The 25,416-nt window shown below is 57.4% G+C and carries 22 protein-coding genes; 10 read left to right on the forward strand and 12 right to left on the reverse strand.

From position 1 onward, the window contains the following. Positions 1-58 precede the first annotated feature (58 nt). A complete protein-coding gene (locus SH661x_RS17390; RefSeq protein ID WP_437224076.1) occupies positions 59-415 on the reverse strand; it encodes a 2Fe-2S iron-sulfur cluster-binding protein in 357 nt (118 codons plus the stop codon). A gap of 217 nt (positions 416-632) precedes the next feature. Between SH661x_RS17390 and SH661x_RS17395 the strand changes: the two genes are divergently transcribed. From SH661x_RS17395 to SH661x_RS17410, 4 genes are all read left to right on the forward strand, one after another. Beyond that, on the forward strand, positions 633-1,742 hold the full coding sequence (locus tag SH661x_RS17395; protein WP_437224078.1) for an ATP-binding protein: 1,110 nt from the start codon (positions 633-635) through the stop codon (positions 1,740-1,742). Between the two features lie 206 nt (positions 1,743-1,948). Next, the gene (locus SH661x_RS17400) at positions 1,949-4,198 is read left to right on the forward strand and encodes a DUF5682 family protein (protein WP_437224081.1); all 2,250 of its coding nucleotides are present in this window, start codon (positions 1,949-1,951) and stop codon (positions 4,196-4,198) included. Further along, the gene (locus tag SH661x_RS17405; protein ID WP_437224083.1) at positions 4,191-5,420 is read left to right on the forward strand and encodes a VWA domain-containing protein; all 1,230 of its coding nucleotides are present in this window, start codon (positions 4,191-4,193) and stop codon (positions 5,418-5,420) included. The genes SH661x_RS17400 and SH661x_RS17405 overlap by 8 nt, the downstream gene beginning before the upstream one ends. A gap of 413 nt (positions 5,421-5,833) precedes the next feature. Then, positions 5,834-6,292 carry a hypothetical protein gene (locus tag SH661x_RS17410; protein ID WP_437224086.1) on the forward strand — a complete coding sequence of 153 codons (459 nt, stop codon included), beginning with the start codon at positions 5,834-5,836 and terminating at the stop codon, positions 6,290-6,292. Positions 6,293-6,295: 3 nt separating this feature from the next. On the opposite strand, the gene SH661x_RS17415 is transcribed toward SH661x_RS17410, so the two are convergent. Further along, positions 6,296-7,048: a YqjF family protein gene (locus tag SH661x_RS17415; protein WP_437224089.1), complete on the reverse strand. Its 753-nt coding sequence runs from the start codon at positions 7,046-7,048 to the stop codon at positions 6,296-6,298. 394 nt (positions 7,049-7,442) lie between these two features. Here SH661x_RS17415 and SH661x_RS17420 point away from each other — a divergent pair, with 394 nt between their 5' ends. From SH661x_RS17420 to SH661x_RS17430, 3 genes are all read left to right on the forward strand, one after another. Further along, complete coding sequence (locus tag SH661x_RS17420) at positions 7,443-10,013, forward strand: PQQ-binding-like beta-propeller repeat protein (protein WP_437224091.1); 2,571 nt, start codon at positions 7,443-7,445, stop codon at positions 10,011-10,013. 73 nt (positions 10,014-10,086) lie between these two features. Next, positions 10,087-11,781, forward strand: coding sequence for an outer membrane protein assembly factor BamB family protein (locus tag SH661x_RS17425; RefSeq protein WP_437224093.1), 1,695 nt, complete (start codon positions 10,087-10,089; stop codon positions 11,779-11,781). 86 nt (positions 11,782-11,867) lie between these two features. Further along, positions 11,868-12,104 carry an FmdB family zinc ribbon protein gene (locus tag SH661x_RS17430; RefSeq protein ID WP_437224095.1) on the forward strand — a complete coding sequence of 79 codons (237 nt, stop codon included), beginning with the start codon at positions 11,868-11,870 and terminating at the stop codon, positions 12,102-12,104. 85 nt (positions 12,105-12,189) lie between these two features. On the opposite strand, the gene SH661x_RS17435 is transcribed toward SH661x_RS17430, so the two are convergent. Both SH661x_RS17435 and SH661x_RS17440 read right to left on the reverse strand, forming a co-directional pair. Then, positions 12,190-13,500, reverse strand: a complete 1,311-nt coding sequence (locus SH661x_RS17435) for a polysaccharide biosynthesis/export family protein (protein ID WP_437224098.1) — start codon at positions 13,498-13,500, stop codon at positions 12,190-12,192. A 110-nt stretch (positions 13,501-13,610) separates the two neighbouring features. After that, the gene (locus SH661x_RS17440) at positions 13,611-14,207 is read right to left on the reverse strand and encodes a hypothetical protein (protein WP_437224101.1); all 597 of its coding nucleotides are present in this window, start codon (positions 14,205-14,207) and stop codon (positions 13,611-13,613) included. A gap of 461 nt (positions 14,208-14,668) precedes the next feature. Here SH661x_RS17440 and SH661x_RS17445 point away from each other — a divergent pair, with 461 nt between their 5' ends. Together SH661x_RS17445 and SH661x_RS17450 are read left to right on the forward strand one after the other, a co-directional pair. Then, positions 14,669-15,736, forward strand: coding sequence for a mannose-1-phosphate guanylyltransferase (locus tag SH661x_RS17445; RefSeq protein WP_437224104.1), 1,068 nt, complete (start codon positions 14,669-14,671; stop codon positions 15,734-15,736). A gap of 249 nt (positions 15,737-15,985) precedes the next feature. Next, a complete protein-coding gene (locus SH661x_RS17450; protein ID WP_437224106.1) occupies positions 15,986-16,333 on the forward strand; it encodes an RNA recognition motif domain-containing protein in 348 nt (115 codons plus the stop codon). Positions 16,334-16,596: 263 nt separating this feature from the next. Here SH661x_RS17450 and SH661x_RS17455 read toward each other — a convergent pair whose 3' ends face one another. Beyond that, a complete protein-coding gene (locus SH661x_RS17455; RefSeq protein WP_437224108.1) occupies positions 16,597-18,042 on the reverse strand; it encodes a hypothetical protein in 1,446 nt (481 codons plus the stop codon). A 182-nt stretch (positions 18,043-18,224) separates the two neighbouring features. On the opposite strand from SH661x_RS17455, the gene SH661x_RS17460 reads away from it, so the two are divergent. Beyond that, positions 18,225-19,046 carry a formylmethanofuran dehydrogenase subunit C gene (locus SH661x_RS17460; RefSeq protein ID WP_437224111.1) on the forward strand — a complete coding sequence of 274 codons (822 nt, stop codon included), beginning with the start codon at positions 18,225-18,227 and terminating at the stop codon, positions 19,044-19,046. 128 nt (positions 19,047-19,174) lie between these two features. Here SH661x_RS17460 and SH661x_RS17465 read toward each other — a convergent pair whose 3' ends face one another. From SH661x_RS17465 to SH661x_RS17495, 7 genes are all read right to left on the reverse strand, one after another. After that, entirely contained in the window at positions 19,175-19,528 is a 354-nt protein-coding gene (locus SH661x_RS17465; protein WP_437224114.1) for a cytochrome C oxidase subunit IV family protein, read from the reverse strand. 3 nt (positions 19,529-19,531) lie between these two features. Continuing rightward, complete coding sequence (locus SH661x_RS17470) at positions 19,532-20,248, reverse strand: cytochrome c oxidase subunit 3 family protein (RefSeq protein ID WP_437224116.1); 717 nt, start codon at positions 20,246-20,248, stop codon at positions 19,532-19,534. Between the two features lie 90 nt (positions 20,249-20,338). Further along, positions 20,339-22,003, reverse strand: a complete 1,665-nt coding sequence (gene ctaD / locus SH661x_RS17475; protein ID WP_437224119.1) for a cytochrome c oxidase subunit I — start codon at positions 22,001-22,003, stop codon at positions 20,339-20,341. A gap of 72 nt (positions 22,004-22,075) precedes the next feature. Next, a complete protein-coding gene (gene coxB / locus SH661x_RS17480; protein ID WP_437224121.1) occupies positions 22,076-23,041 on the reverse strand; it encodes a cytochrome c oxidase subunit II in 966 nt (321 codons plus the stop codon). After that, positions 23,034-23,903 (reverse strand): SCO family protein, encoded by an 870-nt coding sequence (locus SH661x_RS17485; RefSeq protein WP_437224123.1) that lies wholly within the window; start codon positions 23,901-23,903, stop codon positions 23,034-23,036. The genes coxB and SH661x_RS17485 overlap by 8 nt, the downstream gene beginning before the upstream one ends. Next, on the reverse strand, positions 23,900-24,277 hold the full coding sequence (locus tag SH661x_RS17490; protein WP_437224126.1) for a hypothetical protein: 378 nt from the start codon (positions 24,275-24,277) through the stop codon (positions 23,900-23,902). The genes SH661x_RS17485 and SH661x_RS17490 overlap by 4 nt, the downstream gene beginning before the upstream one ends. Further along, positions 24,274-25,389: a hypothetical protein gene (locus SH661x_RS17495; RefSeq protein ID WP_437224128.1), complete on the reverse strand. Its 1,116-nt coding sequence runs from the start codon at positions 25,387-25,389 to the stop codon at positions 24,274-24,276. Before SH661x_RS17495 ends, SH661x_RS17490 begins: the two co-directional genes overlap by 4 nt. Positions 25,390-25,416: the final 27 nt, after the last annotated feature.

The following is a 25,416-nucleotide window of genomic DNA, read 5'->3' on the forward strand; positions in this document are numbered from 1 at the left end:
GAGCCAGACACTCACCAATCCCAGACGTGTCACGAGCCATCAACGCATTTCGGCATCTTTACAGAGTGGTCCATTCCGGAGCCGGCTGAATCTCGGCAGCGGGCTGCCCACCGCAATCCTTGCGACCGCTTCCTTCCAGGCGGGAAATCGCTTTGACCGACATGTCATGGTCACAGGCGATCTGGCAGCTCAGGCGGACTCCCGACAGGCCTTTCGCCTGCAGCAGGTTCTTCTCAGCCACCGTGATCTGATCGGGTTCGCCGGCGAGAAATTCCACACGGCATGTGGTGCAGCGAGCCTGTCCGCCGCAGGCGTGAAGCTGATCAATGCCGGCATCTTCCGTCAATGCCAGTACAAGCCGCTTCCCGGCTGCCACTTCGAATTCACCCACTCCATCAACTGTCAGTTTCGGCATCGTCGATCCTTAAAATACGAAAGGTGTCCAGTGGGGATTATTTCGCGCGCAACTCCCCTCAACAAGCAGCAGGGACAAATCGAGACGGAATCTCAGAGTCTCTTCCGCCACCGACAGCGTCATGAAATCGGGTCCGCCAACCTCTGGCGGGATTGCCTGCACGCAGGACGTCCGACATGATGCAGGTCCCGAATTCAATATGTAAGGATGAATCCTCTTGGCTGAACCGCTCCACACTTCCGCTCAGGATGTTCACAATCCGCTGCGTCTGCATGCGGAGCAGCAATATGCCGTTGAACTGGCAGCCCTGCAGAAAGCAGACGATCGCCAGAAGCCGCCGGGCTGGCTGCTCTCTCCCTGGGCGGTCAAAACCTATCTCCTCGGCGGGACTCTGGCCGACGGGACGGTGATCACGCCAAAGTATGTCGGCCAGCCGCGACTTATCGAGATCGCGGTCGCCACCCTGGCAACGGACCGGGCCCTGCTGCTTTATGGAGTCCCCGGGACAGCCAAAACCTGGGTCTCTGAGCATCTCGCAGCGGCCATCTCCGGGACGTCCACTTTGTTGATTCAGGGAACCGCCGGGACAGACGAATCTGCGCTGCGATACGGCTGGAACTATGCACGACTGCTGGCGGAAGGCCCCTCGTCAGCTGCCCTTGTCGAAAGCCCGATGCTGAATGGGCTGCGAACGGGACGGATTGTCCGGGTTGAAGAGCTGACCCGCATCCCGACGGAAGTGCAGGACTCCCTCATCACAATTCTGTCCGAAAAGACACTCCCCGTCCCGGAACTGAATACCGAAGTCCAGGCAATCAAGGGGTTCAATGTCATCGCCACCGCGAACAATCGGGATCAGGGGGTCAATGAACTCTCGAGCGCCCTGCTGCGGCGGTTCAACATTGTCGTCCTTCCCCTTCCCGACTCTCTGGAAGACGAAGTCACCATCGTTCACAGCCGCGCCGAACAGCTGGGCCGGGCACTGGAACTTCCTGCGGAAAAGCCGGCTCTCGAGGAAGTCCGGCGTGTCGTCACGATCTTCCGCGAACTGCGCAGCGGGCAGACCGTCGACGGCAAGACCCGATTGAAGTCCCCCAGCGGAACACTCTCGACCGCCGAAGCAATCTCGGTCGTCTCCAATGGAATGGCAATGGCTGCCTACTACGGAGACGGGACCATCAATGCCAGTGACCTCATCTCGGGACTGATGGGAGCTGTGGTGAAAGATCCCGTGCAGGATCGAATCGTCTGGCAGGAATATCTGCAGACGATCGTGAAAGAACGCGATGGTTGGAAAGATCTGTACCGGGCGAGCAAGGATTTGTAGGCGAAGAAATTTTAACCACGGAAGACACGGAACTCACGGAAGAGTGACGTCTTCAGTTTGAAAGCCGATTCAGATTTCAAAGCAGACTTGAGAACAGATCGAATCATGTCGTTCGTGATTTTTTTAGTGTTCGTGAATCCCCACACACATGAAGTGTGTGGCTAAATCCCCTGTCCCCTGTCCCCTCTTCCCTGTCCCCTCCCCCCATGATCCACGTTTTCGGAATCCGGCATCATGGACCCGGCTGTGCCCGCAGCCTGCTGGGGGCGCTGGATGAGTTGCATCCGGACGTGCTGGTAATTGAAGCGCCGGGGGATTTGGAATCGGCTTTGGGGCTGGCGGGGAACGTAGCGATGTCGCCCCCCGTCGCGATGCTCATTTATCCTCGTGATGAACCTGCCAAGTCCGTGATTTATCCGCTGGCGGTTTTTTCACCGGAATGGCAGGCACTCCGCTGGGCGGCGCAGCATCAACGACCAGTCCGGGCGATGGACCTGCCGATGTCGCATCACATGGCACTGGACGCCCAGATGCAGTCGGACGCTGAGAACCTGAATGCTCCTCCGGTTCCGGTGTGGAGGGCAGATCCGCTGGCGATTCTCTCAGAAGCAGCGGGGCATCATGACCCTGAGCTCTGGTGGGAAGAACAGATTGAACGTCGCAGTGACGCCACTGGAGTCTTCGAGGCGATTCTTGAGGCGATGCGGGCAGTGCGTGACGAGTTTCCTGAAGCGAGTGAAAAGGACTTGCTGCGGGAAGCGTATATGCGGAAGACGATTCGCAGCGTCGTCAAAGAAGGCTTTCAGAAGATTGCGGTGATCTGCGGGGCGTGGCACGGTCCGTTTCTCGATCAGCTCGCGATTGACGGCAAACGTGGCGGCTGCCGGGTCAGAGATGACAGTGCGCGTCTCAAAGGACTCCCGAAGGTGAAGACCGTGGCCACGTGGATTCCGTGGACGCATGCCCGGCTTGCCTATCGCAGCGGCTATGGTGCGGGAGTGCATGCTCCCGGCTGGTACGCTCATCTGTGGGAATCGGATACCGAGGCAGCCACCCGCTGGGTGGTCAACGCTGCACGATTGCTGCGGGAGCGGGATCTGGGAGCATCATCCGCCAGCGTGATCGAAGCCCGTCGACTGGCCGATGCACTGGCAGCACTGCGGGAGCTGCGGACTCCCGGATTGCAGGAGTTGAACGACGCCATCCTCACGGTGCTCTGTCATGGGGAAGAGACTCCGCTCTCGCTGATCCGCAAGAAGCTGGAGATGGGGGATCGGCTTGGAAGTGTTCCGCGAGAAATTCCGTCAGTCCCGTTGGCGGAAGATGTCGAGAAGCTGCAGAAGTCATTGCGACTCAAACCGAACGTGCAGCCTCGCCTGCTGGACCTCGACCTCAGAAATGATCACGCCCGCAGACAGAGTCAGTTTCTCTATCGACTCGGAATCCTGGGGATTCGCTGGGGAGAGTTTCAGTCGTCTGGGGGAAGTCTGTCGACGTTCCACGAGGTCTGGAAACTCGAATGGCAACCCGAGTTTGCTATCACACTGATTGAAGCAAACATCTGGGGGAACACGCTCGAAGCCGCAGCGACGGCCAGACTCATTCATCGTGCGGAGCGATCCGGTTCCCTGCAGGAGATGTCCACGGATCTCGATGCCGCGATCCACGCAGAACTCTCTGCCGTGTTCCCCGTGCTCATTCAGAAAATCCAGTCGACAGCCGCGGTCAATACCGACGTTCTGCAGTTAATGGAAGCACTCCCTTCTCTGGCACAGGTCGTCCGTTACGGGAACGTGCGAGGATCCGATACCGCGCAGCTGCAACCGGTGCTCGCTGAGATGGTCGCGCGGGTCTGCGTGGGCCTTCCGAGTGCCTGTGCGGCGGTGGATGATGACCTCGCTGCCAGACTGATCACTGGCATGACCAAGACCGAGCAGGCTCTCGATCTGATGCAGGTTCAGGAGCTGACCGACGAGTTTCGTGGACGGCTGCAGCAACTCGCTCGCGGCGATGATCATGGATTGATCCGGGGCTGGGCGACCCGCAGCCTGCTGGAGGCCCAGTTGCTCGATGGTCAGGAACTGGAAGAACTCACCTCTCACGCCTTGAGTGCCGTGAACGAAACACCGCAGGCGGCTGCCTGGATTCAAGGGTTCCTGCAGGGAAGCGGACTCCTGCTGATTCATCAGGAGACTGTGTGGCGAGTCATGGACCGCTGGCTGGCTGGGCTTCAGGAGACGGTCTTCATCGAGATGCTTCCGGTGTTACGGCGGGCGTTCTCCAGCTTCTCGCACGCGGAACGTCGACAGATGGGAGAAACGGTCAAACAGTTTCAGGGTGAAAGTCAGGCGAAAAGAATTCCGGTCCTCGAAGGTGACAACCGTTTGATCGATCATCCCCGTGCAGCCAAGGTCCTGCCCGTCCTCGCCCGGATCCTGGGGGTCCATCATGAGTGAGTCGAAACCGGATGACCGACTGCGACGCTGGCGACTGGTCCTTGGCAGCGAACCCCGACCGCAGTCCGCCTCGACAGAAGGACTCGACGTCGAGCTGGAAGGAGAGGACCAGCAGATCGATCAGGTGCTGCGCGCGCTGTACGACTCCGATCGAAAGGCGGGGCTGGGAAGTTCTTCCCCGAAGGTGAATCGCTGGCTGGGCGACATTCGTCGCTTCTTTCCCGCATCCGTCGTGCGCATGATGCAGAAGGATGCGTTGGAACGCCTGAAACTGCACGAGATGCTCCTGCAGCCGGAAACGCTGGAGACAGTCGAGGCGGACGTCCAGCTGGTCGGAACGCTTCTGACCCTGAAAAATGTCATTCCGGAAAAGACTCGCGAGACTGCGCGGATGGTCGTGCGAAAAGTGGTACGCGATGTGGAGAAGCGACTGCGTCAACAGCTGACAAGTGCGGTCCGCGGGGCACTTGATCGAGTCACTCGCAGCCAGCGGCCTCGCCCTCAGGAGATCGACTGGAACAGGACGATCCGCAAGAACCTGAAGCACTACCTTCCGGAGTTCAAGACACTCATCCCGGAACGGCTGGTGGGGCATGGCCGCCGTCAGGGGGCACTGCGTGACGTGGTCCTGTGTGTTGACCAGAGTGGATCGATGGCGACATCGGTGGTGTACGCCGGAATCTTCGGCGCGGTTCTTGCCTCACTGAAGTCGCTGCGGACACAGATGATCGTCTTTGATACGGAAGTCGTTGACCTCACCGAGCACCTGCAGGACCCGGTCGACCTGCTGTTCGCAGCCCAGCTGGGAGGAGGGACCGATATCAATCGAGCGATCAGTTACTGCCATCGCAGAATCCAACGCCCCGCCCAGACCACGCTCATTCTCATTTCCGATCTGTTTGAAGGGGGAGAGCAGGATCAGCTGATTCGAAGAATCGCCCAGCTGACCATCTCAGGAGTGACAGTCATCTGTCTGCTCGCGCTGAATGATGAAGGGACTCCCAGCTACAACCAGAATCTGGCGATGGAACTTTCGTCCCTGGCGGTGCCATCGTTCGCGTGTACTCCGGACCTGTTCCCTGAGTTGATGGCAGCCGCCTTGCGGAAACAGGACCTCTCCCAGTGGGCCGCCCGACATGACGTTGTCGTGCGAGGTACAGCAACACATGTCGATATGACGGTGTCTGAAGAATCGTCAAACATGCTTCAAAGCGAAATCTGACTCCCAGAGCAGTTTGCTCTACCGTGTGCCCGAGCAGGGCGGTTTTCGATCGAGGAAACGCGGTTCGCCGCGTGGCGGAACGGGACACCGCAGAAACGGAAATGGTCTCTCTCTCGCAGCTTCCGCAGCATGTGGTCAAGCGAGTCTCGCGGGACCCTGTCACCATCCTGACGGGAGCGAACCTGCATTTCGGAATGGTGTCTTTCTCAACATTGGTGATGACAGTAGAGGGAAAAGTTTTCATCGTTTGACTGTCGATTTCCCGTCGTACACAATTTTGAGTGCAACCTGCCTGAACAGTTCCGGGACGACTCCCTTTACCTTCCCTCCCTGCAGTCCTGACCCGGAATGACGTGACCCGACGCCCGCCGTCGGGGAACGATCAAAGACCTCCCGCCTTGAAAGCCATTCCCATGACTGAATCCGCGCCGCTGCTTGAGACCTGCCAATGTCTCACGCCCTGCCTGTTCGCAGATCTGTGTCACATCGGTCACAAGCTGTTCGACGCTGGTACTGCCAGCGTCCTCATGCGATCACTGCCGGTGCTGCTGTGCGCACTGACCGCGATGGGAGGATGGCTGTACCTGCAGACGGTCAAACTGCTTCCGTGGGTCAACCTGTTTGTGTTGTTGACCGGTCTGGTTCTGCTCGTTCTGGGCCCGGCGAACGCAGTGAGTCTGTCGGATCAGTCGGTGTCACTGCTGCTGGCATCAGGAGCGTTACTGCTGGCACTGGCCGGTGTCGGACGAATGGCAATCCGCCGAAATGAGGCCCGAGAATTCCTCAGGCGGCAGCTGTGGGATCGATTTTCTGAACGACTGGAAGCGGAGTCCGCCCCGGCAACGGGAAGCCTCCGGAGCACTCTGCGTTAAGATCTACGACTGCAACGGAAAGACCTCCACATCGACCCCCGGAGAGTACGCGATATGATCCGGGGGACGACCGGGAACTGCGAATCCATCACATTCGATCATTCGGGTATCGAACGTGTGAACCTCGGCGGATTGAACCGGGTAAGGGGTGTGAAAGACCCGGCCGGTCAGGATCTTTTGATCAGGCCGCTGGGCAAACAGCAGGTAACGTTCAAGGAGAAAGAACTCGAGAGTCCCCGGCACAGCCGTCGCACACGATCCCTGCGGAGTGTATGAAAAGTTGGAAACGCGTTTCTCAGAATCGGAGAAGCGTCGACACTGATAGTCGACTTTTCCGTCTGGCCCGGTGGCTGCTGTCATGCGAGCCCAGACATATGGCAAATGGAATAGCCATCGCGCCCCCTGAACGGCAGGGAGTCGGTTCGCAGAGAGTGACGTGAACCAGACACCCGGTGTTCCCTCTTCGTTCACAGCATATGTCCGGACATTCAGCTCCAGAAAGTTGGAGAGATACGGGACAGACGGAAGCCACGTCGGCCGGACATTCCTCATCAAAAACGGGACAACTGCAACCCAGGCCGAGTTGTCGAAGAGATCGACGTGCAGACCCGGTGGCAGAATGCTTTGCACCACAGCGGGGTCGAATCGCCAGTGCAGGAAGAGCAACTGCTTCCACGATTGATGCATGACGGCACGTCCTTCCGGACGCTGACGCTGTGCCAATCGCTGCGAGAGTTCAACGTCGGGAAAAGACATCGGCATCGCTTTCAGACTGATCACGCTTCGTGACACAAGACAACGTTCACAAAACCGTAACACAAGTCACGGAATTCACAGCTGTCGGTCTACTTCGAACAATCAATCGTTGAGATTCTTCCTTAGTAGAACCTCTTTCGTCCGGACTTCCAGCAGACGGGCTCAACTCCCTCCTTGCCGAACCGAAGTGCGTTGACTATTGTTGAAACAAGTTTGGATGCGAAATCACGAATCGCCTCAGCAGCAGTCGTCTTCCGGCGCCGCTTGTCAGTCCGCTGATGAATTCTCCGGCCCGGGACGTGTATCAGAAACAGCCTGCGTGCAGTTTCTGACATGCTCAGCTGCAAGCGAATTCGCCCGCCGATATTCCCTGATCTCCACCGAAGAGTGACGAATGAAATCGTTTTTCTCGAACCTCTGCTGTGCCGTTGCGGCCGCTGGTCTTCTGGCAACAACCCACAGCAGTCATGCTGGAAGTGACTGGCCCTACTGGGTGGGACCGAATGGGACAGGGGTCTCGAACGAAGTGGACCTGCCCGATCGCTGGGATCCCAAAGGGGGCGAAGGAAGCCAGCTCCTCTGGTCGACGGAAATCGGCAGCCGGTCGACCCCCACGCTGCTGAACGGTCGCCTGTATCTGCTCAGCAACAGCTATCACGACGAGATCAAGAAGACCGGCGAGAAGGTCGTCTGTCTGGATGCCAATACCGGCGAAACGAAATGGGAATACGCCTTCAACGTCTTTCTGTCGGACGTCCCCATCGAGCGGGTCGGCTGGTCCAGCGTCGTCTGTGATCCAGAAACCGGCAACGTCTACGCACAGGGTGTCTGCGGTTACTTCTGCTGCCTGAACGGAGAAACCGGCGAGCTGATCTGGGATCACTCAATGTCGGAAGAATTTGGCTTTCTGACCACCTACGGCGGAAGAACGAACTATCCCACCGTCTTCGAAGGGAACGTCATCATCAGTGCTGTGGTGATTGGCTGGGGTGATCAGGCCAAGCCGAATCATCGTTTCCTCGCCATGGACAAAACCAACGGCATGCCCGTCTGGTACGAAGGGACCCGACCACTTCCCGAAGACACGACATACAGTTCACCAGTCATTGGAGTGATCGACGGTGAGCTACAGATGGTCTGCTCCGCTGGCGACGGCGGAATCCACAGCTTCCAGCCGAGAACCGGCAAACGGCTCTGGAGCTATTACCTTTCCGCACACGGAATCAACACGACCCCGCTGATCTACGGGAACCGGGTCTATTGCGGACATTCCGAAGAGAATCTGGACTCCACAGAGATGGGAGCCATCGTCTGCATCGATCCCACCCAGCGCGGTGATATCACCAAGACCGGCGCGATCTGGAAGAAGACCGAGTATTCCGTCGGACGTTCCTCGCCGCAGATCATTGACGGTCGACTCTACTTCGTCAACGACGCTGCCAAGCTCTACTGCCTGAACCCCGAGAACGGCGATCAGATCGGTGAACCGGTTCGTCTGGGAACGATGATGCGGGCAAACATGCTGTATGCCGACGGCAAGCTGTACGTGAATGAAGTGAACGGCCGCGGATACATTCTGAAGCCGACTCCCGAGGGAGCGGAAATGCTCTTCAAATACCGATTCCCCAGCGGGGAAGAGTGCCATGGCTCACCGATCGCTGCCAATGGAAAAGTCTACCTGCCGACGACGGGCAAGATTTACTGCATTGGCAACGCCGAACATGCCAGCGAGCCGACGGCCCTGCCGGAAGTTGCCAGCGAAACCCACACGGCCCTGGATGAAAAGCCGGCGCTGGTGCAGGTCGTTCCGGTCGAGTCGCTGCTTCGTCCGGGGACCCGTCAGACTTTCCATGCACGGCTCTACAACAGCAAAGGCCAGTACCTGAGAAATGCCCGGCCGGATGAGCTGGAGTTCAAACTGGTCGGCCCCGGCGATATTGATGCAGCGGGTGTCTATTCCATCCCTGCCACCCAGACGAAACATCAGGCCGCTTCACTGTCGGTGAAGTTTGGCGAGCTCGAAGGAAAGGCCCGCTTGCGGATCATTCCGGATCTGAACTGGTCCTTCGACTTCAACGACGGCGTTGTGCCCGTGACGTGGGTCGGATGTGCTTATCGACACATTGTTCTTGACTGGGAACTGCTTGAGAAGCTCCGCGAGGCAGATCCGGTTGCCGGAGACCTGTACATCTACTTCATGACAGAGTTCGTCAACTTCGGACCAAAACGTGACTTTGATGACTCCACCCCGCAGCAGCGCTGGAAGAACTTCCTGCTCTTCTTCAACCTCGCAGAAGGGGAAGAAAAGCCCAAGACGATCGAAGCTGCCAAGGCGAAGTTTGATGCTTCGCTGCAGAAACTGGTGGATGAACATGTGCTCGCCAGTTTCGAGTGGTCCAACTGGGATCGCAAGACCGGCCGCGGCGACGAAACCGTTCCCGAACCGAAGCTGTCGATCGTTCAGGGAGATCGCAAAGTCGACGGCAATGGCGTCCTCTGCAAGTTGACCACCATCCCCAAAGGGACCCGCAGCCAGGGATGGATGGGACAACCAGACCTTCACGACTACACCATTCAGGCTGACGTTCTCAGCTACTCACGACAGGGCAAACTCCCGGATGCAGGCTTGATCGGCCAGCGTTACACACTCGACCTGATGGGAGCTTCACAGCAGCTGCAACTGAGAACATGGACCCCGCAGCTCAACCGTTTCTCTGCCGAAAGTGCACTGGAATGGAAGCCCAACGTCTGGTACACGCTGAAACTGAAAGCCGAGAACAAGGACGGCAAGGCGGTTCTCAGCGGAAAGATCTGGCCGCGCGGCGAGACTGAACCGGAGCAATGGACGATCACCGCAGAGGACCTTGCCCCCAACACCATCGGCAGTCCCGGACTCTTCGGGAACACCAAAGATGGTGAGTTCTTCTACGACAACCTGACCGTGATACGGAACACTCAGGAATAACCCCGGTTCAATCAGAGTCCCGGCAAATCCGGGAATTCTGCTTCAACATGCATCATTGAGATTGAGGATTCGCATGATTCGCCGATGCACATTTGCCGTTGCGATGTTCAGCGCCATGTCAGCCGGATGGAACCTGCCTGCTGCGGATGAAGCAGATGGCCCCACGCAACAGGCTCTCGCCGAAATCGCAAAGATGAACGTGAAGCCGGGAGACTGGCCACAGTGGGGCGGATGGTCCCACAAGAACAACACGCCCGAAGCGAAAAACCTTCCTTCGGAGTGGAACGTCGATGACGGGGAGAACATTCTGTGGTCTTCTCCGCTGGGGTCACAAAGCTACGGGAACCCCGTTGTGGCCAACGGCCATGTTTACGTTGGCTCCAACAATCACCACTCGTACATCTCGCGGTTCCCCAAAGCGGTGGACCTGGGGGTCCTGCTCTGCTTCGACGAAAAGACCGGAAAGTTTCTCTGGCAGCACTCGAATCCCAAGTTGCCCACGGGTCGCGTCCATGACTGGCCGGATCAGGGCATCTGTGCCGCACCGTATGTCGACGGTGATCGTCTGTGGTACGTGACGAGCCGGGGCGAAGTCTGCTGCCTCGACACCGAGGGCTTCCTCGACGGCGAGAATGACGGACCGTTCAAAGCCGAAGACAACGAAAACGAAAACGAAGCAGACATCATCTGGAAGTACGACATGATGGCACTGCTGGGTGTCTCCCAGCACAACATGTGCAGCTGCTCCATCGCCTGCGTGGGTGATGTGCTCTTCGTCAACACGTCAAACGGCGTGGACGAATCGCACATCAATATTCCCGCGCCCAACGCCGCCAGCTTCCTGGCCATGAACCGCGACACAGGCAAAGTGCTGTGGACCGATAAATCCCCGGGGCTCAACGTGCTGCACGGGCAGTGGTCTTCTCCCAGTTACGGAGTCTTCGACGGGCAGCCGCAGGTCCTCTTTGGTGGCGGTGACGGTTGGCTATACAGCTTCGACCCCGAAGGGGACGGTGCCGGCAATTCGAAGCTTCTCTGGAAGTTCGACTGCAATCCCAAGGAATCCAAGTATTCGGTGAGCGGTCGCAGCGAACGCAATCACCTCATCGGAACTCCGGTGATCTACAACGGCCTTGTCTATATCGGCGTCGGTGAGGATCCTGAACACGGAGAAGGGAACGGCCATCTCTGGTGCATCGATCCCACGAAGCGTGGCGACGTCAGCGCATGGCTGGCTGTGGACAAAGATGGTCAACCGGTCGTTGACAAGAAGGATGGAACCCGCCGTCTTCAGGCGATCAACCCAGCCAACGGCGAGAAGTCGATTGAGAATCCCAATTCTGCCGTCGTCTGGCATTACACCGGTGATGACACCAACGGCAACGGGGAAATTGATTTCGAAGAAGAGATGCACCGCACTTGCGGAACAGCCGTGATCAAGGATGACATCCTGTACATCGCGGACTTCTCCGGAATTTTCCACTGCCTGGATGCCAAAACCGGAAAGTCGCACTGGAACTATGACATGTTCTCCGCAGCCTGGGGATCGCCGTTGATCGCTGATGGGAAAGTCTATATCGGCGACGAAGACGGTGACATTGCGGTCTTTGAACACAGCGACAAAATGAAATTGATCGCAGAAAACTCCTGCAATAACTCCGTCTACAGTACGCCGATCGTCGCCAACGGCGTGCTGTACATCGCCAACAAGTCGACCCTGTTCGCCATCGGAACCAAGGCGGAAGGGGATGACGAGGATTCCAAGTAAGGGAGTCCCCTGCGCTCCACAACGAACTGTCATCTGCGACCTGACGAGTCCGGCAGATCACTTCCTATTAACATCAGACGACGACAATGCCTATTTTCGAATATCACTGCCCTGAATGCGGCACAGACTGTGAAGTTTTCATTCGCGGTGGAGAGTCCCCCGCTTGTCCGACCTGTTCGAGCACGCAGCTTGAGAAATTGATGAGCGCTCCTGCCGGTCATGTCGCCGGTGGAAGCCGGTCTCTGCCGATGCTGGGATCATCCTGCCCTCCGTCGAGTGCCCCTCCTTGCCATCCAGGCTGCTGCCGGATTCCGCAGTCGTAACGGCGATTCTCTTCGACATGCAAAACGGGAAAGCGACAGGTTTTAACCTGTCGCTTTCGTTTCTTATGGATGGCCGTCTTCAGACTTAGAAGATCACCGCATTGAAGTTGAATCCGAAGAAGTTCAGTGCAGCGTTGGCGAATCCTTGTCCAGGTTTGAAGTTCAGCATGACAAGGTCGTCGGGTTGCACGAGAATCCGTTCCTTTTCATCGACCATCGCTCTTGCGAGGTCAACGCGAATCGAAATCTGAGATCCGTCCGGAAGTTTGCGAAGAATGACAGCCCGCGTCGGTTTGATGGCCCAACCAGGACCTCCGCTCTGGAGGGCGGATCCACTCTGTCCGAGAGGACCGCCAACCGAATTGACCGAGAGTGCAATCGCTTCGATGATGTCCAGGTCCTCATCACGGGGCATGGTGATCTTCGCACCGCCCAGCAGACCGCCTGTGTAGAAGTAGTCATACCGACGGGGAATGTAGAGAACGTCCCCGGCGTTCAGAATCACATCCTTAGGGCTGAACGGGAGCGGTTCGCCCGGGTATGCATACAGCGGGATGCGAATGACGCTGGGACCGCAATTATCGCCATGTGCGTACCGATCAATCGCGTTGTCGAGCTGAACAGGGTCGATGTTTCCGGACCCGGCGAGAGCACAGTTCCGCATGACCCAGACTTCACGGATACCGTCTGTTCCGGGCATCCCGCCAGTGGCGGCCATCGCATGCAGAACATCGTTTTCAAAGGCAGGCAGGTCCAGGACCTCCCCGGAACCACGATGAATCTGATCCACAACGCCCGGCGGGGTGAGCGCCGCGACTGGATTGGGAGTATCCTGACGAATCACGACCACACGGTGAACGCGGGAAGTGATCAACGACACCTGAACGCGTTCGCGGCCGGCAGCAATCACGGCCAGATTCCGATAGACGTCCTTGATCTTGTCGGAGACCTCTTCGATTGTCATCCCGTTGACGGGGACACGTCCAGCCAGTGGAAGCTCCAGGGATCCATCGGCTTCGATTGTCATCGGCAGTCCGGTGGAAGGATGCACGATGCTGCCGCCGGGCGGATAGTAACGTTGATTCAACGTCTGGTACTGCGACAAAACCGGGGTTTCATCCACAGACGGGGGCAGCACACCGTAAACAAAGATCGCAAGAGTGTCTCCGGGCCCCACCCGATAAGCCTGCGGAATTTCCTGTCCCAGAGCGGACAGCAGGATCGGGACCTGAGCCTCTTTAATGCATCCGAACAGATGCGGATCGATTCGACTTGCCGGGACCGAGTGGCAGGCTCCCGTGATCGAATGGCACCCGGAACCAGCCAGGGCCCCGAAAATGAGGACGCTGCAAAGGTTCGTCCAGCGAATCCAGTTTCGAAAAATTTCGAGAGTCATTATGGAATCCTTTCCCTGGCGATCGATCCGTCGCACCCTGACGATTGGCAGGGGAAGTTGAATGTGAAGCGTTCTTGCCCCGGACCGGCAGGTCCGCAATGGAGGCCTGCTTACTGCACCGGCATAGGTCTTTCGGGGACGGGAGGCAGTTGCTTGCCTTCCGGCAACATGGGAAGCTCCGCACCCGTTCCAGGATTCATCGGAGAGGCGCTGTTCTCCTGCGGCGTCGGCATCAGGCCCGGACTGTCACTGGGCGGAGCCAAAGCCGGCTCAGAAGTGGTTGATCCACTTTCCGCTGGGGAGTAGGGCGGATACTGACAGACCGGAGGAGGTGCCCAGACTTTCAAATAGTGAGTGTCCGGCTGACATGAAGCAATCATCGCCCCATCCTGGAATCCGGTATACCACTCATTTCGCTTCTGGTCGCAATGACAGAGAATCTGTGAAGGGCTCCAGTAACAGTGCGGAGCGAACATCGGGGGCTGGCCGTCTCCTCCCGTGGTCACATCCAGGTAACCCGCTTTCCAGCCGGCCTTGTAATCGTGCCCGCAGGCATCTTCGCTGTGCCACCAGAATTTCAGGTAAGCCAATTCGGTGCGAAGTCGCTGCGTGTGTTCGTAGTGGCTATCCACCAGGCTTGCACATCCTGCCATCGACAGCAGAGCAAGCAGCATGGTTGAATAGCGTTTTAAGACTGCAAATGGCATCACGAAGAACTCCTCTACGTCCTTGGGGGAATCCCGTTTCAGACATCGGATTCGTCCGTCTGTGATCATTAAGCGTGTTGGAAGGACGCCGCCCGACAGATTCGATTTTGGTACACAAACCGTGTACGACCGCTATAACCAGCAAAATCTACGCAAACCTCCCAGAGTCAAATTAAGCAAATCCGAAAACGATGATGCAACGCAAGGCATGAAAACGTATTGATTTACAATCAGCTCCCAACTCCTGGAACGGGCGAATTTGAGTTTGGTCGGCGAATGAAGTTGCGGCAGAAATTGACTGTAGGAGAGTGGCCGAAATTGCCGACGCTTCAGGCTGTTCGGATGAGCAAGGTTGGATCGACTGCCGACACAGGAAGTCGTTACGCTGAAATCCGACTGGCTCTGGGTGTTGGATTCGTCAGCAGATCTGCCACAATTCACCATCTCCTGAAAGACAAACGATGCTGCATTGCGTGATCATGGCGGGCGGGACTGGAACCCGGTTCTGGCCTATCAGTCTGCGAACCAAACCGAAGCAGTTTTTGTCGCTGGCGGGGGATACGTCCCTGATCCAGTCGACCTTCGACCTCGTGCAGCCATGGATCTCTCCAGAACAGACATGGGTCGTCACGAATCGGCAGTTCGTCGATGAGACGCAGCAACATCTCTCACTCATCTCGAAGGAACACATTCTCGCTGAACCATGCGGGCGTAACACAGCCCCCTGCGTGGGCCTGGCCGCCTTGTGCCTGCTGGCAGTCGATCCCGATGCCGTGATGCTGGTGATGTCCTCGGACCACGTCATCAGCCCGGCGGAATCGTTTCGAAAGGATGTGGAACTGGCACAAGAGCTTGTTCAGCAGGATCGCACGCGTCTGGTTCTGTTCGGTGTTCCGCCGACGTACCCTGCTACGGGGTTCGGATATATCGAGCGCGGCAACGTCCTGACTCCCGGAGCGTTCCAGGTTCAGGCGTTCCATGAGAAGCCCGATCGAGTCAGAGCAGAAAGTTACCTGCGTAACGGCAGGTTCCTGTGGAACTGCGGCATCTTTCTGTGGCGTGCTGATGAGTTGCTGAAGCTGCTGGCTCAGTATGAGCCGGAAATGATGGAGCGACTGGAAACACTACGTCCGCATGTCGGTCAGCCGAGCTGGGAAGGCGAACTTGCTGCGGTTTTTCCGCAATTGAAATCGATTTCGATCGACTATGCGGTGCTGGAACGGGAGAAGAATCTCGCGGTGGTGGAAGCCTCATTCGCCTGGGACGACGTCGGCAGCTGGGAAGCGATGACCCTCCTGCTTCCATCAGACGATTCCGGGAACACCGTATTCGGTCAGCACGTGGGAATTGAAACCTCAGGCTGCATTATCCGCTCTTCGGCAGATCATCTCATTGCCACGATCGGTCTGGAAAACTGCGTGGTGGTTCATACGCCTCGGGCAACGCTGGTGGCTCGAAGAGATGATGAGAACGGAATTCGGCGTCTGATCTCAGCGATTACGGAACAGGGTCTGGACTCATATCTGTGATATGATGGCTCTCAACGGATGCCATTCAGCCTCTCCCCGTCTTGCTGATCAGTCTCAAAACAACGATGTTGCGGGGGCTCCAACGAGTCGCATGCGAATCAAGTCTTTCGCCAACTTATTGGTATTGACTTTCTTATTTTGTAATGCCTGTGCTAGACTCCGCGTGATTGTATAGCCTGCGTCGCTCTGAGGGGCTGCCCTCTACGCAGGTGGTGACCAAAAGCAACAAGCAAGTCAGGTTAGAGAGCAATGGAATCGAAACTGTATGTGGGCAACTTGTCCTACAACACCACTGAGGAAGATCTCCGGGATCTGTTCAGTCAGGCTGGAGACGTGAAGTCCATTTCGTTGATCAAGGATCGCGAGACAGGCCGCTCCAAAGGGTTCGCTTTCGTCGAGATGTCCACCTCGGACGACGCTCAGAAAGCAATTGACCAGCTGCACGGGCAGCAGTTCCAGACACGCACGCTGACGGTGAACATCGCTCGTCCCCGTGAAGAACGTCCCCGCGGATTTGGCGGAGGCGGTGGGGGTGGAGGTCGTGGCGGCCGCGATGGCGGTCGTGACGGCGGCGGACGCGGCGGACGCGACTGGTAAGTTTCGTATCACTGCTCTCTGATCAAACTTGCTTCACTTCGAAGACTGTCAGCGCCTTGCGTTGCCTCAGTTGTCTCGAAGTCTCTACAGCGTTCGATACATTTCAGAAAGAGGACGACAGCCAACGGGGCCGTCGTCCTCTTTCTGTATCCATTCATCCAGCCGACGTGCGTGGGAATCTCGCTGATTCTCGTTCACTCTTCAGGGGCCATCGATCCCACTCCCCCGATCCAGAAGCTCGGAAGCCGGGCACGCAGGCTGTTTCAACTCGCGCTTCGCGAAACCAGAATCAGAAGCTGAAGCAAGAGCACAATCCCCAAGGGGGCGAAGACAAGGATCCAGGCCAGTTTCATCGCCGTTTCGAACCACTGACCTTGAAACGCCCTGACCATGGTCTTCTCTGCCGGGGCGCGAACGCCAGAGTCGGAAAGCATGTTGAGAATGCGTTGCTCTCGCTGCTGGTCGAGCCCCGAATCGGTTGGCGTACTCTTTTCAATCAGCAACACCGGCGACGTGGAAGACCAGCGACGGGCAATCGAAGTCACCTTCTCCTGCCCGGATGGCGTCAGCTGATCGTGCCCCAAACGAAAATCATTGGACGAAATCACAAAGTTTGCCGCGGCTGAATGCCGGTACTCTCGATCGCGCGGATCGAGGATCCCCCCCAGCGTCAGAAGCGCCACGATTCCAAACATGGTCCACAGCAGGACACCGCATCCAATCGCGGTCATCTGAGTTTTGAACTGACTCCGTTCGGAGATCTCTTCAAAATGCAGATCGATCGTCCGGCGTCTCAGAAGAGACCGCCTGGCAGTTGCACCCACCTCAGCCAGCTGGATGACTTCCGTCCAGCTCTGAGGGGCACTGTCTCCTTCCATCGCGCTGATCCAGTTGCGGAGCTGCGATGCGGCATCTTCGACTTTCGTGTTCTGAATGGAAAGCGGGCGACTTAAGCCGTCGACTTCCAGTACCGGAAGATGATCTCCCTGGCAGCGGACCTGAATTTGTCCCCGCTGTCCGATCAACTTCAAGGTCCAGCTCTCTTCGTGATTCTCCTTGCGCAGCGACCACCGCACTTCCTTCACGGCTGCTGTTCCCATCAGCACAGTCACCTCGGCCGGATCTTCCGCGGTTCCGGAAATCTGCATGGTGACGTTCTGCGGGAGACCTGCCAGATCACGGATCCATTTCAGATCGCTGAGCAACTTCTGGTCAACAACACGCGAGGTGGAGCTGTGATCAATGCGCCGGCCATCGAGGATTCTCGTAAACTCGATCTTCCACAGCGGACCTTTCTCCGAAGCAGAAAATTCCTGCAGTGCACTCTGCGAGGCAGCCTGAACTCCCGACTGGAACAGGGGCGAGATCCTGTCCGGATGCTCCTGCCAGATCGGCATCAAGTCGAACAGCTTCCGGGGGCCGTCCGCGGACTCAGCGACAATCAGCAGCGGAACACCCTGATTCGCAAGTTGCTTCGCGGCTGCGAGGATCTCGGGCGACATCCCCGCCACGATCACTCCATCGGGGGAGGTGAGAAGTAATTCGTCCCAGTGCTCCGGGAATGAAGCCGCAGGAAACAGCGGTCGCAGGTCGTCGCGAATCTGCCGGTCGGATGACCAGATCGAGACCAGGTCGACTCCGGGCGTGGAACGAAGAGCGTCCAGGACTGGAAGCGGGCTCGATTCACTAATCAGGACGGCCAGTTGCATAGATGTGTGCTTCGAAAAGCGTCGTGCCGGGGGAGATCCTTCAACGAACCAGTCAATCTTCATACATTAGAGCAGCTTGCACGGCAGGTTGCAGGCGAGTGTCGAGGTGTCGCTCGAATGGCGGCCGAAGAGAAACAGGCCCTGTCATTTTCAGTATTGCTTCCACTGCGTATCGGATGCCCATGCCACTGACATTCCGCAACCTCGGTTCGACGACCCTTCCCGTGGATGTGGCCTCTTTGCGGATCGACGAGATCCTCCCCATGGCGGCGAGCGAGATTTCCGGGCGAAGCATCTGGCATGGGAATCAACAGGTTCCCTGCAGCGACCTCTTTCAGGTCAGCGGTTCCGGCGATGACGGCGTTGTGCATTTCGAGGGAGACTGCTCACGGGTCAAATCCATCGGGGCGGGAATGCGAAGCGGAATCGTCCATGTGCATAGCAATGCCGGGGCTCATCTGGGGACCGGGATGCTGGGCGGAGAGATCCGCGTCGACGGCAATTCGGGCGACTGGACGGGCGCCGAGATGCGGAATGGTCGGGTCTTCATCACCGGCAACGCGGGGGATCAACTCGGGGGCGCCTATCGGGGCTCAAAGAGAGGGATGGCGGGGGGCGAGATCTTTGTTCTAGGAAGTGCTGGGAACGAAGTTGGAGCCCGGCAGCGCCGCGGGGTCATCGCGGTCGCAGGAAACGTCGGCGACGGATGCGGCTTCGGCATGATCGCGGGCACCATCATCGTTGGGGGTACGAGCGGGCCTCGCTGTGGAGCTGGAATGAAACGGGGTTCGATCGTTCTGCTCCGGGCAGAAACAGACCCACCGAATTCGACGACGTTCCAGTACGCCACGACCAGTCGACCTACATTTCTGCAGCTGTACTTCCGTCACATCCATGCTGCCGGTTTTCCGGTGGATCCAGAAGCGATCACATCACGGTACCGGATGTATCGGGGTGATTCGCTGGAACTGGGGCTCGGGGAAGTTTTTTGCCGGGACTGCTGACATTCCGATGTTGATCGGCGATCAACGTCGAAGCAGACTTGATACAAAAAAACGCCCCCTGACTCAGGGGGCGTTTTCATTCTTCGTATCGATATCAGTCAGCTGCCGAGGGCAGAGCCTGCTGACAATTATTGGCCGGGACGCTCGGCATCCTGCGTGGGGATTCCCTGCTCAACGGCCATGTTGATCGTGCTTGTCCGATTGCGAGTCAGGTAGTCGGTCATGATGAACGTAAACATGAGCGCCAGCCAGAACACGCTCGCACCGGCGAAGACCCGGATCAACGGGAATTCGTCTTTGAGGTGCATGAAAATGGCGACGATCAGAAATGTCTTGAAGCCTGCCACCGCCATGGCGATCGGGAACGCCAGCGGACCAGTCTTCACATGGGCCACGCCAACTGTCACTCCCACGAGCACCAGCAGCGAAACGTAGATCGTCACATACAAACTGACGTGTGATTTGGCGTGTGAGCCGGCCATCCTTCAGGTCCGATCAATCAGATAAAGCAGTGGGAACAGAAACACCCAGACGATATCGACAAAGTGCCAGTAAAGTCCGGTCATTTCAATAGGGGTGTAATACTCCGACGTGAACTTACCCATTCCCGCCTGAATCCAGAGTGTCGCAAGCAATCCAAAACCAATCACCATGTGCAGGGCGTGAAAGCCTGTCATGACGAAGTAGAACGAGAAGAACAGCTCATACGGTCCGGTGTTGACGAAGCGGGGAACAGCCGGGGTTGCATGATCTGCACCCGCCGGTGCGGCATGGTGTTCATCATGGGATTCCCATTTGAAGTTCGCCCCGGGGACGTGATGGTGGTCGAACTTCTCTTTGTATTCGACCGCTTTAATTCCCAGGAACACGGCTCCCAGGAGGATCGTCAGGGCAATCCAGTTCTGAATCGCCTTGCGGTTCCCTTTGTGGCCTGCATCCACAGCCATGGCCATGGTCAAGCTGCTGGTGAGCAGAACAGCGGTGTTAATTGCACCCAGTCCGAGTCCCAGAGTCCGGCTGGCGGCATCCCATTCGGGATAGTACCAGTGACGGTAGACGGTGTATCCGGCGAACATGCCGCCGAAGAACAGAACTTCCGTCACCAGAAAAGCCCACATTCCGAGAGCTGCGGCGGTCCGCTGCTGTTGCAGGTCGTCGAACTGGTGTTTCAGGAATGGGGAAGCAGATGCGTGGGAAGTCATGCTCAATTGATTCTGAAAATAAAAGTTTCCGACTCCGCTGTCAGTTCATTCATCACAAACAGCCAGCGGGAGTGTCTGGATCTCTCCCAGTTAATGATGGTCGCTATGGGAGCCTACCGGGGTCGTCTCGCCAATACGATTCTGCATTTCCGGAATCAACGGGTCCTGCTCATCCTTCTCCGGGTCGTAGTCATACGCCGGACGGGTGACAACAGGGGTGTGATCGAAGTTGAATGTCGGCGGAGGAGATTCCGATTCCCACTCCAGTCCGTGTGCATGCCACGGGTTCGGGCCAGCTTTCTTGCCGAATTTCAGCGACCAGATCAGGTATCCCAGCGGCAGCAGATAGCCGATTCCCAGAATCGACGCCCCTGCGGTCGACAGGACGTTGAGCACCTGGAACTCTTCCGGGTATGCGTGGTAACGCCGGGGCATTCCCAGGTAACCCAGCACAAACTGCGGGAAGAATGTCAGGTTGAATCCGAAGAAAATCAGGATCGCGGAGATGCGTCCCCAGCCTTCGGGGTACATACGACCGGTCATCTTCGGCCACCAGAAATGGATCCCGCCCAGGTAACCCATCACTGCTCCCCCCACCATGATGTAGTGGAAGTGAGCGACCACGAAGTAGGTGTCGTGCACATGCACGTCGACTGCCAGTGTCGCCAGGAACAAGCCGGTCAGTCCACCGATCGTGAACAGTCCAATGAATCCCAGTGCGTACAGCATGGGAGTGTTCCAGATCACCGACCCCTTGTAGATCGTGGCGGTCCAGTTGAAGACCTTGATCGAGCTGGGCACAGCCACGAGCATACTCAGGAACGAAAACACGAAGCCTGCGTACATCGACTGTCCGCTGACGAACATGTGATGCCCCCAGACCAGGAAGCCCAGCACCGCAATCGCCAGACTCGAGAAGGCGATGAACGAGTATCCGAAAACTCGCTTGCGGGCGAAGCAGGCAACCAGTTCACTGATCACTCCCATCGACGGCAGCAACATGATGTACACGGCCGGATGTGAGTAGAACCAGAACAGATGCTGGAACAGCAGGGGGTCGCCTCCCAGACGCGGATCGAAAATTCCCACGTGGAAGACGCGTTCAATTCCGACCAGACAGACGGTGATCGCCAGCACCGGAGTTCCCAGAATGATGATCAAGCTGGTGGCGTAGTTTGCCCAGACGAACAGTGGAAGCCGGAACCAGGTGAGCCCCGGAGCCCGCATCGTGTGCGTGGTGACAATGAAGTTCAGCGCGGTCAGGATCGAGGAGAATCCGACCACAAACACGCCCAGTGCCGCAGCCAGCACAGCGGTGTTCCCGTACGTACTGGAATATGGGGTGTAAAACGTCCATCCGGTGTCGACCCCTCCGGTCAGGATCGCCCAGACCGAGAAGATCCCGCCGATCATGTAGATGTACCAGCTGGCAAGGTTCAGCTTTGGAAACGCGAGGTCACGGGCTCCAAGCATCATCGGCAGCAGGAAGTTCCCGAGCACCGCCGGCACCGACGGGATCAGGAAAAAGAACACCATGATGATGCCGTGCAGTGTGAACAGCTTGTTGTAAGTTTCCGGAATCACGAGATCCCCCTTGGGGGTCATGAGTTCCAGACGGAACAGAACTGCTGTCGCTCCTCCGAGGAAGAAGAACAGAGTGATGCTGATCAGATAGAGGATCGCCACACGCTTATGGTCGGTGGTGAAGAACCACGACCAGATGTTGTAGTCGGCGTTGAGATAGTTACGTTTCACGGGATCGAACTTCCAATCTCACTCTTCTGATTGACATTCAAATACGAATGGTCTTCGAATTCAGAATGATCTTTATTCGGCTTTGGGTGGAACTGCCTCGGGTTTCTCCCCGGCAGGTTTCAATGTTTTGATGTAGGCGATAATCGCCATGGCGTCTGCTTCAGAAATCTGTCCCTGGAAGTTCGGCATCACTGCCTGGAACCCTGCCAGGATCTGCTTGTGTGGATTCAGGATGGAGTCACGCAGGTACTGCTCGTTGGCAGTGACCGATCCGCCGCCTGCCAGCGGACGCAGTTTCCCGAACACACCTTCCAGAGAAGGACCGTTGCCGGTTCCCTCTTTCTTGTGACAGGTGTCACAGCGGAATCGCTCAAACAGCTTCTGCCCAACCACTGCCGGAGGATCACCGGACTCACCCGCCAGCCAGCGAGCGTAATCAGGTTGTTCCAGCACGGTGACCGTACCGACCATCCCCGAATGTTCTGTTCCGCAATACTCGGCACAGAACAGGTGATAGGTTCCGGCGCGGGTCGGAGTGAACCACAACTGCGAGTAGTAGGCAGGCAGCACGTCCTGCTTCACCCGGAAGGCCGGAATGAAGAAGCTGTGAATCACGTCTTCGCTGATCATGCGCAGACGGACCGGCTGTCCGACGGGAACGTGCAGGGAATTGATTTCTGCCCGGCCACCCGGATGCTGCGTCTTCCACATCCACTGTTTGCCGACCACTTCAATGTCGAGGGTGTCCTCAGGGGGCGTGTGCATGTCGTAGAAAATGGTCGCTCCCCATGCGAAGAAGATCATGGAGAAGACGAGCGGAATACTGCCCCAGACCAGCTCGGTATAACCGTGGGCCGCCTGATTTTCCCGATTCACTTTCGAACCGCGGCGATAGTAAATGCCGAAGCCGATGATCATCACGCAGATCACCAGCGTGGCAATGACTGACACGCCCAGCATGAAGAAGTACAGCGCATCCACGTCCCCCGAAAAATTCGACGCGGAGTACGGGAGCCACTGGAAGGAAGGTTTATTCATGATGGGCTCCTTCCAGGGGAGCAGAGACAGACATCGAGTTGCGATCCCGTTTGAGCATCCAGCCGACACTGCATGCCAGGATAAGGACAGTGATCACTCCGCTGGCACGCAGGAGATTCAACACCGCCACGCCATATTTGCCTTCGCGAGGATCATATTTGAAACAGAACAGCATCACGTGTTCGGCAAAACTTCCCACTTTCCCCTGTGAAGACTCCACCACCGCCAGACGCAGGTCTTTCGGGGCGAACTCCACTCCATACAGATAGCGGGAAACCATGCCGTCTGGCGTGCAGACCACAATTCCGGATGCGTGAGCATATTGACCGGTAATTTCATCATACTTGGTGCGGAACCCGATGGTTCGGCACAGGGCGTCGATCGATTCCTGATCCCCTGTCAGGAAGTGCCAACCATCCTCGGATCCCGGACTGTCGTACTGAGCCAGGTACTGTTTCCGTTTCCGGGAAGCCAGCTCACTGGTTTCCTTTGGATCGATACTGAAAGTGACAATCTCGAAGTCCTTTTCGGCCTTCATGTCGATCGTCATGTCCAGTGCCCGAAGACAACGGACCAGACCATTCAGTTCCAGTCCACACAGCATCGGACACTTGTAGTACACCGGCATCAGGATGACCGGCTTACCGCCGAAGTACGAACTCAGCGGCACTTCGTTGCCGTCTTCGTCCGTAAACTTCAGGTCCTGCGGAACGATCTCGCCCAGATTCTGGTCGAATCCGATTTCCGACGGGGGTCCCTGCGCGAGCGCAGCAGACGAGATCAGTGCGCACACGGCCAGCATCGCGAACATCTGCACGCAGATGCGACGGCGAACTTCAGGGATTAGGAAACGCGAGATCATTCTGCCTTTCCATATTGCTGGACGATCAGAGCCATTGCCCGATCAACTGGAATCCGTGCGATGTTCTGTTTCTGATCAACCCAGCTGTAGTTATTCAACAAAGCGGCTTGCTCAATCTCATACTTCTTCCGCTGTTCCCGCTGATTGGGATCGAGCGGAGCCATGCGGCTGATCAGACTGAGCTGTTCCTGAGCGTCAATCGGGTGGACGGTCGGTGCACCGGTGCTCATCGCGAGCTGAAATGCCCGCATCAAGCCCAGTGAGACGACGACCAGCGTGGCCAGTCCGATGGCACTTGCCCACAGAACGCCGGTCTTCACCAGCATCCGGTCTTCAATCGGTTCACCGGGAACCTGCGGAGGATGTTCACTCATGTCGACTCTCCTGCAGCCAGTTCAACCGCACGATGGGCAGCGGGATCATGGTCATCCGCAATCTGCACATCCGGAAGACGGTCGAAGGCACGCTGAAACAGTACAAGCCAGATTCCGCCAATCGCCAGAACTCCCAGAACCGCTGAAATGACAGCCGGAGCCGTGGCAACTGGAATCGAAGGCAACAATGTCCAGGCGACGTCGAGGAAGCACATCACCAGCAGCAGACCAGCGATCTGCGACTGTCGGCGAGGGGCTCGTTTCACACCACGGGACAACAGCAGCAGGAACGGAAGAACGAAGTGCAGCCCAAAGAGGACGAACGAAATCGGCATCCAGAACGGGGTCCGGCGATCCATGTACCAGACCACTTCACCGGCAATATCTCCGGTCCAGATCAAGATATACTGAGAGAAGGACAGGTAGGTCCACAGCAGGTTGAATGCCTGGAGCAGGTTGCCGATATCGTGCACCCGGTCAAGCTGCTGGACGGTCGGGTTGACCATCCGGCTGTTGTGAGCGATCGCACAGACGGCGAGAGCGGACACACCGCAGTTCAGAATCCGGATCAGTGGATACATGGACGATGCCCACGCTGGCGAAAGAGCCATCATGAAGTCAATCGCCACGATACTGAAGCTCACAAAGAAGACGATGATCCCCAGTGCGGCCCGTCCCTGTGGAACTTCCGCGTTCGGGTCATGTCCTTCACGTTTGTAACGGGCATTCAGCCACAGTCCCATGATGACCCACAACACGCAGGTCACGGCAAAACGGATCCCCACGGCGATGGGGTCCAGCCAGATCTTCTGGTGAGGGTTCAAGCTCTCCCAGCGTGCTCCGGTGGCAGCCCATGGAAAGACCATGGAGGCTCCCAGGGCCAGAACCCAACACGCAATCAATGCGTATGGAAGGGTGCTGATTCCGGCATGCAGTGATCTTCCGATCGCCTGACCCCAGCGTCCGCCGCTGGTGCCGTGAATCAGTCCGATGGCCAGACAGCCTGCGGAAATGCTCATCCAGAAGGTTGCAGCGACCAGGTATCCGGACCAGAAAGCTGGTGGATTGATCACGCCGAGCACGGCACAGGAAATGCCCGCCACAACGGACATCCCCAGCCACATTCCCATGCGGGATCT

Origin of the sequence: Planctomicrobium stercoris (assembly GCF_051465655.1) — a bacterium.
GTDB lineage: Bacteria > Planctomycetota > Planctomycetia > Planctomycetales > Planctomycetaceae > Planctomicrobium.